At 63.7% G+C, this 12,955-nt stretch carries 13 protein-coding genes; 8 read left to right on the forward strand and 5 right to left on the reverse strand.

Annotation, left to right across the window (positions count from 1 at the left end; translation table 11 throughout):
- Positions 1 to 30: 30 nt before the first annotated feature.
- Positions 31 to 246, reverse strand: a complete 216-nt coding sequence (locus tag F6X51_RS19955) for a hypothetical protein (protein ID WP_150965429.1) — start codon at positions 244 to 246, stop codon at positions 31 to 33.
- 14 nt (positions 247 to 260) lie between these two features.
- On the reverse strand, positions 261 to 725 hold the full coding sequence (locus F6X51_RS28705; protein WP_246696911.1) for a hypothetical protein: 465 nt from the start codon (positions 723 to 725) through the stop codon (positions 261 to 263).
- Positions 726 to 887: 162 nt separating this feature from the next.
- On the opposite strand from F6X51_RS28705, the gene F6X51_RS19965 reads away from it, so the two are divergent.
- Positions 888 to 3,587 carry an excinuclease ABC subunit UvrA gene (locus F6X51_RS19965; RefSeq protein ID WP_150965430.1) on the forward strand — a complete coding sequence of 900 codons (2,700 nt, stop codon included), beginning with the start codon at positions 888 to 890 and terminating at the stop codon, positions 3,585 to 3,587.
- 336 nt (positions 3,588 to 3,923) lie between these two features.
- Here F6X51_RS19965 and F6X51_RS19970 read toward each other — a convergent pair whose 3' ends face one another.
- The gene (locus F6X51_RS19970; protein WP_150965431.1) at positions 3,924 to 5,066 is read right to left on the reverse strand and encodes an ImmA/IrrE family metallo-endopeptidase; all 1,143 of its coding nucleotides are present in this window, start codon (positions 5,064 to 5,066) and stop codon (positions 3,924 to 3,926) included.
- Entirely contained in the window at positions 5,044 to 5,472 is a 429-nt protein-coding gene (locus tag F6X51_RS19975; RefSeq protein WP_150965432.1) for a hypothetical protein, read from the reverse strand. Before F6X51_RS19975 ends, F6X51_RS19970 begins: the two co-directional genes overlap by 23 nt.
- 392 nt (positions 5,473 to 5,864) lie before the next feature.
- Between F6X51_RS19975 and F6X51_RS19980 the strand changes: the two genes are divergently transcribed.
- The 7 genes from F6X51_RS19980 to F6X51_RS20010 all read left to right on the forward strand — a co-directional run bounded on the left by F6X51_RS19980 (position 5,865) and on the right by F6X51_RS20010 (position 12,079).
- Entirely contained in the window at positions 5,865 to 6,494 is a 630-nt protein-coding gene (locus F6X51_RS19980; RefSeq protein ID WP_150965433.1) for a tyrosine-type recombinase/integrase, read from the forward strand.
- A gap of 740 nt (positions 6,495 to 7,234) precedes the next feature.
- Positions 7,235 to 7,468: a hypothetical protein gene (locus tag F6X51_RS19985; RefSeq protein ID WP_150965434.1), complete on the forward strand. Its 234-nt coding sequence runs from the start codon at positions 7,235 to 7,237 to the stop codon at positions 7,466 to 7,468.
- Between the two features lie 140 nt (positions 7,469 to 7,608).
- Positions 7,609 to 8,433 (forward strand): cytochrome b/b6 domain-containing protein, encoded by an 825-nt coding sequence (locus F6X51_RS19990; protein ID WP_150965480.1) that lies wholly within the window; start codon positions 7,609 to 7,611, stop codon positions 8,431 to 8,433.
- A complete protein-coding gene (locus tag F6X51_RS19995) occupies positions 8,430 to 9,347 on the forward strand; it encodes a molybdopterin-dependent oxidoreductase (protein ID WP_150965435.1) in 918 nt (305 codons plus the stop codon). The genes F6X51_RS19990 and F6X51_RS19995 overlap by 4 nt, the downstream gene beginning before the upstream one ends.
- A 394-nt stretch (positions 9,348 to 9,741) precedes the next feature.
- Positions 9,742 to 10,359, forward strand: a complete 618-nt coding sequence (locus F6X51_RS20000; RefSeq protein WP_210250326.1) for a ferritin-like domain-containing protein — start codon at positions 9,742 to 9,744, stop codon at positions 10,357 to 10,359.
- Positions 10,360 to 10,400: 41 nt separating this feature from the next.
- Positions 10,401 to 11,063 (forward strand): ferritin-like domain-containing protein, encoded by a 663-nt coding sequence (locus F6X51_RS20005; RefSeq protein ID WP_150965437.1) that lies wholly within the window; start codon positions 10,401 to 10,403, stop codon positions 11,061 to 11,063.
- Positions 11,064 to 11,449: 386 nt separating this feature from the next.
- Complete coding sequence (locus F6X51_RS20010; protein ID WP_150965438.1) at positions 11,450 to 12,079, forward strand: tyrosine-type recombinase/integrase; 630 nt, start codon at positions 11,450 to 11,452, stop codon at positions 12,077 to 12,079.
- A gap of 175 nt (positions 12,080 to 12,254) precedes the next feature.
- Here F6X51_RS20010 and F6X51_RS20015 read toward each other — a convergent pair whose 3' ends face one another.
- Positions 12,255 to 12,938: a class I SAM-dependent methyltransferase gene (locus tag F6X51_RS20015; protein ID WP_150965439.1), complete on the reverse strand. Its 684-nt coding sequence runs from the start codon at positions 12,936 to 12,938 to the stop codon at positions 12,255 to 12,257.
- Positions 12,939 to 12,955 lie beyond the last annotated feature (17 nt).

Consider the following 12,955-nt stretch of genomic DNA (forward strand, 5'->3'; position numbering starts at 1 on the left):
TGATGCTCCTCGGGTGGTAGCGGGGGCCGGTCAGTAACCGTCATCCGTTGCCGGATCCTGAAACGACTCACCCGTGAGAATGATGAGCGGCCAGCCCGGCTGGTGCCTGCCATCGGCCTCGTGCTCGGCGAGGAGCCGGGCCGCGGCCTCCGGGGTGCGAGCTTCGATGATCGTGCCCCGCATCGGCGTGGCCGGCTGGCGGGGCCGTTGCGCTCGCGCGACGGTGGCCATCTGCGCGCCGTTCATCCGCGGATGCATGCTCAGCGCGAGCGCTGACCGTAACGACCGTCGCCCTGGGCCTCGAAGTAGCGTCCGAAACCCACGCGGACGTCCATCTTCTTCTTGGGAGTGCCCGGTGTGAGAGGCTCCTTGTGCAGGGCTGCGCCCCGGATGGTCACGCCCCTGAGTTCCGGAAGGATCTCCGCCGGGGTCAGGGCGCCGCGCTCGGCGAGGATCTCGGCTATCTCCCGCATGACGCGGTCCCAGAATTCCTCGGCGCGGAAGCGGTCGAGTTGGTTCTCGATCTTCGACAGGCGGCCTTGGACGCGGCACGCTTCGGTCTCGGCCGTCTCGGCGCGGGCGGCGAGCGCGGCGTTCCCCGCCTGAAGACCTTCTAGCCTCCCTGCCCGACCATTCCGTGAGGAGACCGCTTGCGGGCGAAGAGCGGTCATTCCAGCGGCTGTGGCAGAGGGTCCGGAAGTGGCGCACAGCCGAACAAGCGGCATGCAAACCTCTGAGCCCTTCCGAACCACAAACCTTGTGGATTGGGAAGTCGGCTCCAGCCTGACGACAGTTTCCCGCAAGGGGTAGCTCCCGCACTCCTGAACCTCTAGTGGCGCGGCTACGTTCGGTGTCCTGCGAGAAAGGACGCGTCGAGAGGAAGGCCCATGGATCAGCCGAAGCCCAGAGAACTGGTCAGGATTGCTCGGGCAGGCGCGGGACGGCCGGGCTACGTCACGGTGAAGGGAGCTAGGGAGCACAATTTGCGCGACGTCGACGTGGAGCTGCCGCGTGACGCCCTCGTGGTGTTCACCGGCATCTCCGGCTCCGGCAAGTCCTCGCTCGCCTTCGGCACGCTCTACGCGGAGGCCCAGCGGCGCTACTTCGAGTCGGTCGCACCCTACGCGCGGCGGATGATTGATCAGGTTGGGGTGCCCGATGTCGATGCCATCGAGGGTCTTCCCCCCGCCGTCGCCCTCCAGCAACAGCGCGGCACACCCAGCGCCCGCTCCTCGGTCGGCAGCGTCACTACCCTGTCGAGCCTCGTGCGGATGATGTACTCGCGCGCCGGCACCTACCCGCCGGGCCAGCCGATGCTCTACGCGGAAGACTTCTCGCCCAACACGCCGCAGGGCGCTTGCCCGTCCTGCGGTGGGCTTGGGCGGGTCTACCAAGCGACGGAAGCGTCGATGGTGCCTGACCCCTCGCTGACGATCCGCGAGCGCGCCGTTGCGGCTTGGCCGCAAGCCTGGGGCGGCCAAAACCTGCGGGACATCCTGGTGAGCCGTGGCGTTGACGTCGACACGCCCTGGAAGGATCTGCCACGGGCGCTCCGGGACTGGATCCTATTCACGGACGACCAGCCGCAGGAGCCGGTCTATGCCGGGCTCTCCCCGGAGCAGACGCGGCTCGCCCGCCAGCGTCGCCTGGAGCCAAGCTACATGGGCACATTCACGAGCGCCCGCCGCCATGTGCTCGGCACCTTCACCAACTCGCAGAGCGCCCTCATGCGCCGCCGCGCCGCGAGCTACCTCTTGAGCGAGGACTGCCCCGCCTGCCAAGGTAAGCGCCTGAAGCCTGAGGCGCTCTCGGTCACCTTCGCTGGCCTCGATATCGGAGAATTGTCGCGCATGCCGCTCTCCGAACTCGCCGAGGCGATGCGGCCGGCGGCCGAGGACAGGCTGCCCGACGACTACCTTGCCACCGGTGCTGCTCAAGAATCCCTCGACCGCGAAGCGGGCCAACGGGATCGCGCCCGGCGCGCTGCCTCTGGGGCGTCGGCCCATGCGGGTGCGCCGGACGTGCGCGTGACACCGAACCTCTCTATCGAGAAGCGCCTCGCCGCCCAGCGCCTCGCCGCTGACCTCGTCGACCGGATCGGGACGCTCACGGAGCTTGGCCTCGGCTACCTGTCGCTTGATCGAGTCACCACGACCTTGTCGTCGGGCGAGCTGCAGCGCCTGCGTCTCGCCACGCAGCTCCGTTCGCAGCTCTTCGGCGTGGCCTACGTGCTCGACGAGCCTACGGCCGGGCTGCACCCCGCCGACGGTGATGCGATGCACGAGGCGCTCGCCGGGCTGCTCGCCTCGGGCAATTCGCTGTTTGTCGTCGAGCACGACATCGGCACGATGCGCCGCGCCGATTGGCTGGTCGATGTCGGCCCGGCGGCGGGCGAGCACGGGGGTACCGTGCTCTACAGTGGCCCGCCGGAGGGTTTGCGCGCGGTGGAGGCGTCGCGCACGCGCCTCCACCTGTTCGGGTTGGTCGAACCGCCGCGGCGTCCACGGCGCGAGCCTTCGGGATGGCTGCGCCTGGAGGGCATTGTTCGCAACAATCTGCGCGATGTCTCGGCCTCGTTCCCGCTTGGATGTCTCACCGCCGTGACCGGCATCTCCGGCTCCGGCAAGTCGAGCCTCGTCAGCCAAGCCCTGCTGGAACTCGTCGGCGACCGCCTCGGACGGCCTATCGACACCGACGACGAGCCGGAGGATCCACTCGACGACGTGCCGGGCCCGACCGAGGGCCGCATCGTCGGCGGCATGGAAGGTGTCCGGCGTCTGGTCAAGGTCGATCAGAAGCCGATCGGGCGCACGCCCCGCTCGAATCTTGCGACCTATACCGGCCTGTTCGACGCCGTCCGCAAGCTGTTCGCCGCCACGCCCGAGGCGCGCAGGCACCGCTACGACGCCGGCCGCTTCTCCTTCAACGTCGCCAAGGGCCGCTGCCCGGCCTGCGAGGGCGAGGGGTTCGTCAGCGTCGAACTCTTGTTCATGCCGAGCGTCTACGCCCCCTGCCCAACCTGCCACGGTTCCCGCTACGCGCCGGAGACGCTGGAGGTCACATGGAACGGGCTGACTATCGCGGACGTGCTCGGGCTGACCGTCGAGCGCGCCTGCGAGGCCTTCGCTGACGAGCCGTCCGTGCTGCGGCCGCTGGTCGTGCTGCGGGATCTGGGCCTCGGCTACCTGCGCCTGGGCCAGCCGGCGACTGAACTCTCCGGCGGCGAGGCCCAGCGCATCAAGCTCGCGACCGAGTTGCAGAGGGGGCAGCGCGGGGGCACGCTCTACGTCCTCGACGAGCCGACGACCGGGTTGCACTCGACCGACGTGGATCGCCTCATGCTCCAGCTCAACGGCTTGGTCGATGCGGGCAATGCGGTGGTCATGGTCGAGCACGACATGCGCGTCGTCGCAGCGGCCGATCACGTCATTGATGTGGGGCCCGGCGCTGGAAACTTGGGTGGCACCGTGGTGGCGGCCGGCCGCCCCGAGGTGGTGGCCGAGGCGTGGGCGAGCCGCACGGCATCGTATCTGCGGGAAGAGCTTGATGCCTACGAAGGCAAAGGCTCGCTGCCGCAGCATCCCTGATGACCCTGAGCGGACTCTAGAGCTGCATCCGATGAAAGTCCGTTTGGGGTGGGTAGTCACCCTCGGCTCTCTGCCCGAAAGCGGACCTTCCGCTTCGCACCCATTTTGGTCGTTTGTCATCGCACTCTTGAAAGCTGGAAGCTGCCCTTTACAGCGATGTAATCGAAGGCCGACTCTCTCGGAGAACGCTCGTCCGCTGCATATTGCGTTAACGTCTGCAAATCGAAGAAGCGCCCCTCGCAGCATCGCGGAATCAAGCCAACCGGCTCCGGACGACGCCGTCAGGCGCATGGTGCTGAAATTCTCCGCGCCCAAACTCTGAATTCAGAATTGAGATTAGGGTCTACCGTTCATTTCTATAAATATATTTTGAAATAGCTCGTACTCGGTCTGGAGCGGGCCCCGACGGCCATTGGGCTTGTCGAACATATTCGGTGGTGAATGCGGATGCGCATGGCACGCGGCCCTGAAATTCTGGTATCGCGCCGCGGCATTCGGATAGCCCGGCCCAAAGTCCAGCCCCGCAGCCCGGGCTTCAAACTCGACCCGGCTCCAAACATTGAAGAACAGTGCGATCACCGACACCGAAACGGCACGGGCGGCCTCATACTCCGACGTGTAAACCGCATTTGGCGCGCTGCCGGCCTGTGATATTGCCTCGAACATGCTTTCGAGGCTGCCTTTGCGCCACTTGCTTTCTTGCTCGCGGTACCAGAGACCAAGCATAATCATGTCCGCAATCGGCCCCTGACCGGTGACCGGTAGTTCCTCAGTAAAGACGGTTGGTGGAATATATAAGTAATCGAGGACCCATCTCGCGGCGATTTGGTCGGCTTCTAATTCCATGTGCTCCCTTGATTTGCGGCGACGCAGCGGGTTCCACGACGGGCGGTGGTGCAGGATATGGGCGAGCTCATGGGCGATGACGAAGCAGGCGAGTGAAATGAGCTTGAGAAAGAAATGCGGAGCGGTTTGGCGGGTGGTGCGCTCGCCCATGTCCCGCTGCGTTCGTTCCAGGCAACACTGCCTTAGCCTTTCATCCTCCCGCCAAACACCAGACTCGCTTCGAACAAAGCTTCTCGCCGAGCGGGTGACAAGGCTCTTGATCTCCTCGTTCGTCAGGGTCGGCCCGTGAAGGATGCTGCCGTCAAAAGCATGGAGCGCCTCATAACCACTGTGGAGCTCGGAAATGTCGCGAAAAAGCGACATAACACCCCGGCGAATGGTGATTATCCCACTTCTCAGCTCCGTGTTGGCATAGTATCCGGGCGTGTTCTCAAAAACGAGTCTGAAGGATTTAGGCGGGCGAATGGAGTTATCCGCATGGCGAGAGGTTGACATCAACCTTTCAAGTGCACTGTCGAAGAGCGGCGCGGGGTTCTCGGAAATTGCATCGATGAACGCGGGCATACACACGATATCCTCAGAGGCCGCCAGTGCCAGAGCTTCATAGTTTTTACGCGCTTCTGGGCTTGTCATCTTCCCGCGTTTCCAGCGCAGCTTTCCGTGCTTTCGAAAGTTCCTCACGGGCGACGCGAAGCGCCTCCTGCGTGTCGGACAGGGTCTGGTCGGCTGTATTCTTGCCAGCTATATAAATATTGAACGTCCTGGCTGCATTATTTTCGGTCAGCCAAACACCTACCAACCCGCCCGTGAGGAGTTCAGCCGCCGTGCGGGCTAGACCCGCAAGTTCAGCGTAATCATTGTGCGAAAGAAACCACCACAACAGAGCAAGCACAACTATCGCTAAAAAAGCTATGATGATCCGGCCATACAGGGCGACAAACTTGCCCTCTGGCTGCCTCTGGCCCGGAACAGGGGTGAACCCCATGGCTTCCTGTTTTTTAAAAAACAGCATGGTTCCCACCTCTGCGGACAGCCACACTCATCTATCCTACACTAAATTCAGGGACGATTCACGCGCTTTGCGCAATGAACCGCGCCGGGTTTGCCGAAGGCTCAAACCCGTGAGAAGGATGGAGTATTAAGCGTGTTGATCTCGGTGGAGATCGGTGGTGCGGATCGGGGATCTGAACGGCCGCTTTCGCAAGGCGACATCCACGACCTGCCCTTTCGCATTCGCCCAATCTTTGGTCGGTTAAGGTCAACCAGCCTGCTCGTGAGCGGACCTTCTGAGCTTCCGAGAAGGGTCGCAAGCAGCGGTTCAGGCCCTGCGAGCCCGATGTCAGCTTTTGCTGCAACGGGCCGCCATTTGAGGCTAGGCTCAATGGTCTCGACGGGCTCCTCGTGACGCGCTCCTCAACCCAGGAGCTTGTCATGCCAGAAATCGCGACTATCCCCACCAGCGCTCGTGTTCCCTGGAACCGTGGCCGTATCGTCGGACCCAAACCACCTCTGAAGCCGAAGCACATCTGGGCCCTGCGTACCCGCCTGCAACTCGCCAATCTCGCGCGTGACCTCGCCCTCTTCAACCTCGCGGTCGACAGCAAGCTGCGCGGGTGTGATCTCGTCCGCCTGCGCGTGAGCGACGTTCACCTCGGCGATGCGGTTCGGCTGCGAACGACAGTCTGCCAGCAGAAGACCGGCAGGGCGGTTCCGTTCGAAATCACCGAACCGACGCGGGAGGCACTCGCGGCTTGGCTGACCGCGCGCAGCGTGAAAGCGGGTGACTGGCTGTTTCCAAGCCGCAGCCGAAGCGGGCAGCACCTCACGACGCGGCAGTACAGTCGGCTGGTCGGCCGCTGGGTCGCCTTGATCGGCTTGGACCCGTCGGCCTTTGGCACCCACAGCCTGCGGCGCACGAAGGTCGCACTGGTCTACAAGCGAACCGGAAACATCCGAGCCTGCCAGTTGCTGCTCGGCCATACCAAGCTGGAGAGCACGGTGCGCTACCTCGGCATCGAAGTCGATGATGCGCTGATCCTGTCGGAGCAGACCGAGATCTAACGTCGGGCGCCGCGGTCGAAGTGGCCGCGGCGTGTCGGTATATGGGCTCGCTCTCCAGGGTTCCAAATGACCCCAAGCGGACATTCGAACCGCTGCCGCCGAAGGTCCGAATGGAGTGCAGGCTGTGTGAAAACTCAGTCGCGCCCTAAAATTGTAGAACAATCTTCTTCGATGCAACCATGCGTGCATCCTGGGTGGCGGCACAAATCCCGTCAGGATGCCTATACCGGTGCTGCTCAAGGTGTGTGAGGGAAGATCCTTCTACAGCCTCTGCGTTTTCACACACCCTCGGTGGCAAACGGACCCTGGCCCCTCGCCCCGAAGCGGACGTTCCGCAGCCGAGCCGACCCAGTCGTTCAGGTGCCCCGACGCGATGCCCGGGAACGGACATTTCGAGCCCGGCATAACCCGTCCTGACCAAGGCCTTCGTCATAGAGGCGCTCGGGAGTCGGACCGGGGAGTTGATCGCGTCGACCTAACAATGGAACGGTGACCTTGGGGTCCTGGTCACCGCCCTCGAACGGACGGCCTGGAGAACCTGAAACTTATCATCAACCTATCCCGTAGCGATGCGTGACGACGGATCGTTCCCGTGCTCGAAGCCTTTGGCTTCCGTGCGCGATGAGTATTGTTAAAATATTATACTGTAAAACATTGATATGCTTTTTTTGGAACCATCGTAGAAGGATTTTGTTGCCGTTGGGGTAGAATAAGACATTCGCCTCTACAGGAGATACTTCATGAAGAAATTTACGCTTGCCCTGACCGCGTTGACCGCCCTGGGCGGCATCGCCCTAGCTGCCGGTTCGGCCACGGCCGCACCGATGTCCGTCAACGGCCTTCAGTCCGAGAGCGGCGTCACCCAGGTCCGCATGATGCAGGGCGACCGGATGATGATGAAGAAGCGCATGATGCGGAAGCAGATGATGAAGCGTCGCATGATGAAGAAGCGGATGATGAACCGCGGCATGTGATTCCACGCGTCCGACAAATCCGGAGGTCCCGATCCAGGGGCCTCCACCCCGGCAGCTACGACTTCGAGGAAGCCCGTTTGGCGCGTACCTACCTCACCCGCTCCGCTCCCGAGACCGGTGAGGTTGAGCGTCGCCGATGGATGTTCCGGCATCCCGTCATCATCCGCATCACGCACTGGATCAACGCGATCTGCCTCCTCGTGCTGCTTATGAGCGGCCTGCAAATCTTCAACGCCCACCCGGCCCTGTACTGGGGCAAGGTCTCGACCTTCGACACGCCGCTGATGGCAATGTCTTCCACCGAGGACGATCCGCCCAAGGGCATGACGACGGTCCTGGGTCGCAACTTCGACACGACGGGCTGGCTCGGTTCCTCGGCCGGCTCCGACGGCGAAGCCGTCGACCGCGGCTTCCCGGCCTGGGCGACCCTGCCGAGCGACCAGGACCTCACCGGCGGCCGAAGCTGGCACTTCTTCTTCGCCTGGACCTTCGTCCTGAACGGCCTCGCCTACCTGATCTATGGGCTGGTCAGCGGGCAGCTTCGGTTCCGGGTCATCCCGTCGCGCGATCAGATCCGGCAGTTCGGCGCGTCGATCCGAGAACACCTGACGCTACGGTTCCCGCAGGGCGACGAGGCCAAGCGCTACAACGTCATCCAGAAGCTAGCCTACCTCGTGGTGCTGCTCGTGCTCCTGCCGGTGCAGGTTCTGGCCGGTCTCGCGATGTCGCCGGCGATGAACGCGGCCTTCCCATTCCTGCTGACGCTGTTCGACGGGCGGCAATCGGCCCGGACGGTCCACTTCGTCCTGGCGGCGCTGCTCGTCCTATTCGTCATCGTGCATGTCGTCCTCGTGCTGCTCTCGGGCTTCTGGAACAACATGCGCGGCATGCTCACCGGCTGGTTCGTGATCGAGCGCAGGGTCGAGCCGCTACCAAGCCAGGGATCGACGGGAAAAACAGCATGAAGGGGCCACCCAGCCGACGGAGCCTCATCCTCGGCGCCGCCGCGGCGGCAGGCTCGGCGCTGCTGAGCGGCTGCGATCGGCTCGGCAACGCTGAGTGGTTCAGGCGCACTCTGAAGACGGGCGAGGACGCCAACATGTTCGTCCAGCGCCTCCTGCTGACCGAGGCGAAGCTGGCGCCGGAATATGCCGAGTCCGATATCTCGCCGTGGTTCAAGCCGAACGGCACCGAGGACCCACCGGACCGCACCTACAAAGCGTTGGCCAAGCGCAAGTTCGCCGATTACCGCCTGGAGGTTGGCGGTCTCGTCGAGACACCGCTCAATCTCTCACTCGCCGAATTACGCAAGTTGCCGGTCCGCGCCCAGATCACTCGGCACGACTGTGTTGAGGGCTGGAGCTGCATTGGCAAGTGGACCGGAGTGCCGCTCTCTGAACTCCTCAATCGGGCCCGCTTGAAGCCAGAGGCGCGCTTCATCGTGTTCCATTGCGCCGACACCATGGACCAGGGGCAGGACGCGGGCGGCGAAGAGGCCGAGGACGGAGGGGAGCCGGCCGGCAATGCTAACCCAAGCATGACGAAGCAATCGGGCGCCGGCGAGAGCAAGCGGGACGCGGGCGGGCAGCAAGCCTTCGAGGACAGCGCCGCCGAAGGTGGTTCGCCGGTGCGGTTCTACGAGAGTATCGACCTTGTAGATGCCTTCCACCCGCAAACCATTCTTGCCTACGACATGAACGGGCAGGCTCTGCCGGTCTCCAACGGAGCGCCACTGCGCCTGCGCCTGGAACGCAACCTCGGCTACAAGCAAGCCAAGTATGTGATGCGGATCGAGGTGGTTGAGAGCTTCGCCCATATCGGCCAGGGCAATGGAGGATACTGGGAAGACCAGGGCTATGCTTGGTATGCTGGGATTTGAGCCCGTGACAGTTCTATTAGTCTCAATTTACTGGGCTCGCAAGGTTGATCTGAATTGAAAATGCATTCTGTGTCGCCGCAAAAAGATAAACGTCACGCAGCCAATTTGCCTCACATCGGCGCGGCTTCCCCCACGCTGCAATATAACATGCGTTAAAATGGCGAGTAACTTCGGCGCCCCCTTGCTCTGACATGGAGTTTTCTTGCAACGGCATGGAATTTAACGCCGTTTGACGGGAACCGTACGAAAGCGTGGCGCTTTTCTTACTGCCAAGGTTGGTGGCGGCTCGTCACTGAGGCAGGGAAGCGCAATGTCACAACACTCGAAACTACAGAACAGCAGGAAGGCGACATCTGCGCCGCGTCGGGCGTTCCTGAAGGGAGCTGGGGTCTTAATGGCCTCGGCTTCATTTTTGGAATTGAACCTCGGCAAGGCGTTCGCCCAGCGCGGCGCCTCGCTTGCCGGCGGCGCCCTTGATCTCGGCCGCGGCGACTTCGCTGTCCTCAACTATGCCTACGCACTGGAGCAGCTGGAAGCCGCCTTCTACACACAGGTGCTGCAGCAGCCCTATCGCGGCTTCAACGCCCGCGACGAGCAGATCCTGACCGGCATCCAGCAACACGAAGTGGCCCACCGCGAGTTCTTCCGTTCGGCGCTCGGCGGCAACGCGATCCCGGATCTGCAGGTCGATTTCCAGCGGGTCAATTTCAGCAGCCGGCAGAGCGTGCTGACCACCGCCAGGACTTTCGAGGATCTCGGCGTCGCCGCCTACAACGGGGCTGGTCAGCTCCTGAGCAACCCAGACTTTCTCGCCAAAGCTGGCTCTATCGTGTCTGTTGAGGCGCGCCACGCCGCCACAATCCGAGACCTGCTCAACCCATTCAGCCCTGCCTTCGCCGGCAACGACGTCGTGGATGCCTCCGGCCTCGACGGCGCGCTGCTGCCCTCGCAGGTGTTGCCGAAGGCCACTCCATTCGTCGTCACCCCGGTCAGTGCGAGCCAGCTGCCATGAACGGCCTGCCTGCACCTGCTCTCCCTGCCAAGGATGATGACATGACCACACAGCCCACGCTTCTCGACACTCTCGATCCTGATCTCACCGCACGGTTGACCTCACGACGCGGGCTGTTCAGCCGCGCAGCCGGCTCACTCGGTGCTCTGGCCACCGCACCGACGGTCTTGGCCGTCGCCTCGACCGAAGCGTTCGCCCAGGGCTTGCCCGGGCAGGTGGTGGATGTTCTCCGTTTCGCGCTGACCCTCGAATACCTGGAAGCGGAATTTTACCAGACCGCGCTCGCCTCGCGTGGCCTGATCCCGGGCCGGTACAGGCCCGTGTTCCAGCAGATCGCTAAGCACGAAGTGGCCCACGTGCGGTTGTTGCAGGGCGCACTCGGCACGGCCGCAATCCCGAAGCCGACATTCGACTTCACGGCTCGCGGCAAGTACCAAGACGTTTTCGAGAGCTTCGATACCTTCACCACGCTGTCGAGCACGTTCGAGGATCTTGGCGTGGCAGCTTACAAAGGACAGGCTGGCAACCTGCAGGGAACGCCTGTGCTGACGACCGCGCTGCAAATTCATTCGGTCGAAGCGCGCCACGCTGCTGAGGTGCGGCGGGTTCGTGGGTTCATCGGATGGGATGGAGCTTTTGATGCTCCGCAGACCAAGGCCCAGGTCTTGGCCGCTGCAATGCCGTTCATCGCAGGCGGCGTCTAAGTCGTTCGGCATTCAGAGCTGGGGTGCCGTGAGCACCCCAGCCATGCAGGCATCAGATCCCACGGTTGCCGCCGGCTCGCGGGCGTTTCGCGCCACCTGCTGAGTGAGCAAGCCTGTCCGCACTTCGATAGACGAGGCGAGGATGATGATAGGCTGCACGGAAGCGCTGTCGCTGGGAGCGCTGGGCACACGGCTAGACCCAGGCGCGCAGGGCTAGCTAACCTGCCAGCAACCGGACTTTCCGAAGGCCCGAGAAGGGTCGGGAGAAGCGGTCCAGGCCCGCCGACGCCAATGTCGGCTTTCGCTGCTTAGAGCCGTCATTCGACATTGGGCTCAGAGGCAGCATCGGGTTCCTCATGACGAGCTCCTCAACCCAGGAGCTTGTCATGCCCGAAGTCGTTACCGTTCCCACCAGCACACGTGTTCCCTGGAACCGCGGCCGTATCGTCAGACCCAAACCGCCGCTGAAGCCGAAGCACATCTGGGCCCTGCGCACGCGCCTCCAGCTCGCAAACCGCACGCGAGATCTTGCCCTGTTCAACCTTGCCGTCGACAGCAAGCTGCGCGGGTGTGATCTCGTCGGCCTGCGCGTGAGCGACATCCACCTGGGCGACGCCGTGCGTCCCCGAGCGACCGTCTGCCAGCGTAAAACCGGCAGGCCGGTTCCGTTCGAGATCACCGAGCCGACGCGCGAAGCTCTCACGGCTTGGCTGACCGAGCGCAGGTTGAAAGCCGGCGACTGGCTGTTTCCAAGCCGTAGTCGACTCGGAGACCATCTAACGACGCGGCACTACAGTCGGCTGGTCGACCGCTGGGTTGCCCTGATCGGCCTGGACCCCTCGGCGTTCGGCACGCACAGCCTGCGCCGTACGAAGGTCGCGCTGGTCTACAAGCGAACCGGCAATATCCGAGCCTGCCAGCTGCTCCTTGGCCATACCAAGCTGGAGAGCACGGTTCGCTACCTCGGCATTGAGGTTGACGACGCGCTTATCCTCTCAGAGCAGACCGAAATCTGAACCGGACGCCGCGGTCGAAATGGCCGCGGCGTGCCAGCAGGATCGTCGCCCCCAGGGTGCCGAATGACCCCTTGCGGACATTCGAGATGCGGCCGTCGAAGGTCCGGATGGGGTGGGGGAACGGACCCTGCCCCTCTATCCGGAAGCGGCCCTTCCATCAGCTTCACGTCACGGTTTATAGCCGCTTGATAAACTTGCATTTTCCGCCCTGTGACCAGGGGCCTTGCACCCGTTCCGCGACGCAGAATGCGTCGACCGCGCGGGTCACGCCGGGGAAGCGACCGCCCAGGCTGTCGTAATCGTCGGCGATGAGGAGGCCGCCGGGGCGCAGGACCGGCCACCATGCCCGGAGATCCGCCGCCACGGAAGCCTCCTCGTGGCCGGCGTCGAGATGGATGACGTCGGCGGTGAGGCCGCGCAGGCGCATCAGTTCGGCGGCATTCACCGAGTCCAGCGGAAGGGGCACGACCCGGTCAGCCAGCCCTTCCCGCAACACGTTGGCCAGGAAGGTGCGGTACAGGCTGGGATACCCGTTCTCCATGGCGAGTTCGCCGAACAGAGTCGCATCGGCCCAGTGGTCGACGGCCCCGAGCCAAGTATCCACCGCGATGACGATCCCCTCGACGCCGTGCGCCTCCAGGCTCCGGGCCAGGTGCAGGGTGCTGGCCCCCTTCCAGGCGCCGATCTCCACGATCACGCCGGGGCGGAACTCTGTGACAGCCTCGTCGAGGAAGGGATGAAGGCTGCGCCAGCCCTGGAGATCGGGGGGGCGCAAGCTGTCGGGCGGGTTCGTGAACGGATCTCGGCCATGCCAGAGCGCGTCGATGATGGCGCGGCGGTTCGTCGGGAGGTGGCTCATCGGAGGGCGACTCGCGA

This window comes from Methylobacterium planeticum, assembly GCF_008806345.1.
GTDB classification, from domain to species: domain Bacteria; phylum Pseudomonadota; class Alphaproteobacteria; order Rhizobiales; family Beijerinckiaceae; genus Methylobacterium; species Methylobacterium planeticum.

Excerpts from the sequence above, each read along its gene's own strand:
- F6X51_RS20000 (WP_210250326.1), top strand. The coding sequence starts at position 9,742 with ATGGCCTCGGCTTCATTTTTGGAATTGAACCTCGGCAAGGCGTTCGCC.
- F6X51_RS28705 (WP_246696911.1), bottom strand. The coding sequence starts at position 725 with ATGCCGCTTGTTCGGCTGTGCGCCACTTCCGGACCCTCTGCCACAGCC.
- F6X51_RS19990 (WP_150965480.1), top strand. The coding sequence starts at position 7,609 with ATGTTCCGGCATCCCGTCATCATCCGCATCACGCACTGGATCAACGCG.
- F6X51_RS19955 (WP_150965429.1), bottom strand. The coding sequence starts at position 246 with ATGAACGGCGCGCAGATGGCCACCGTCGCGCGAGCGCAACGGCCCCGC.
- F6X51_RS20015 (WP_150965439.1), bottom strand. The coding sequence starts at position 12,938 with ATGAGCCACCTCCCGACGAACCGCCGCGCCATCATCGACGCGCTCTGG.
- F6X51_RS19970 (WP_150965431.1), bottom strand. The coding sequence starts at position 5,066 with ATGACAAGCCCAGAAGCGCGTAAAAACTATGAAGCTCTGGCACTGGCG.
- F6X51_RS19985 (WP_150965434.1), top strand. The coding sequence starts at position 7,235 with ATGAAGAAATTTACGCTTGCCCTGACCGCGTTGACCGCCCTGGGCGGC.
- F6X51_RS19965 (WP_150965430.1), top strand. The coding sequence starts at position 888 with ATGGATCAGCCGAAGCCCAGAGAACTGGTCAGGATTGCTCGGGCAGGC.
- F6X51_RS19980 (WP_150965433.1), top strand. The coding sequence starts at position 5,865 with ATGCCAGAAATCGCGACTATCCCCACCAGCGCTCGTGTTCCCTGGAAC.
- F6X51_RS20010 (WP_150965438.1), top strand. The coding sequence starts at position 11,450 with ATGCCCGAAGTCGTTACCGTTCCCACCAGCACACGTGTTCCCTGGAAC.
- F6X51_RS20005 (WP_150965437.1), top strand. The coding sequence starts at position 10,401 with ATGACCACACAGCCCACGCTTCTCGACACTCTCGATCCTGATCTCACC.
- F6X51_RS19995 (WP_150965435.1), top strand. The coding sequence starts at position 8,430 with ATGAAGGGGCCACCCAGCCGACGGAGCCTCATCCTCGGCGCCGCCGCG.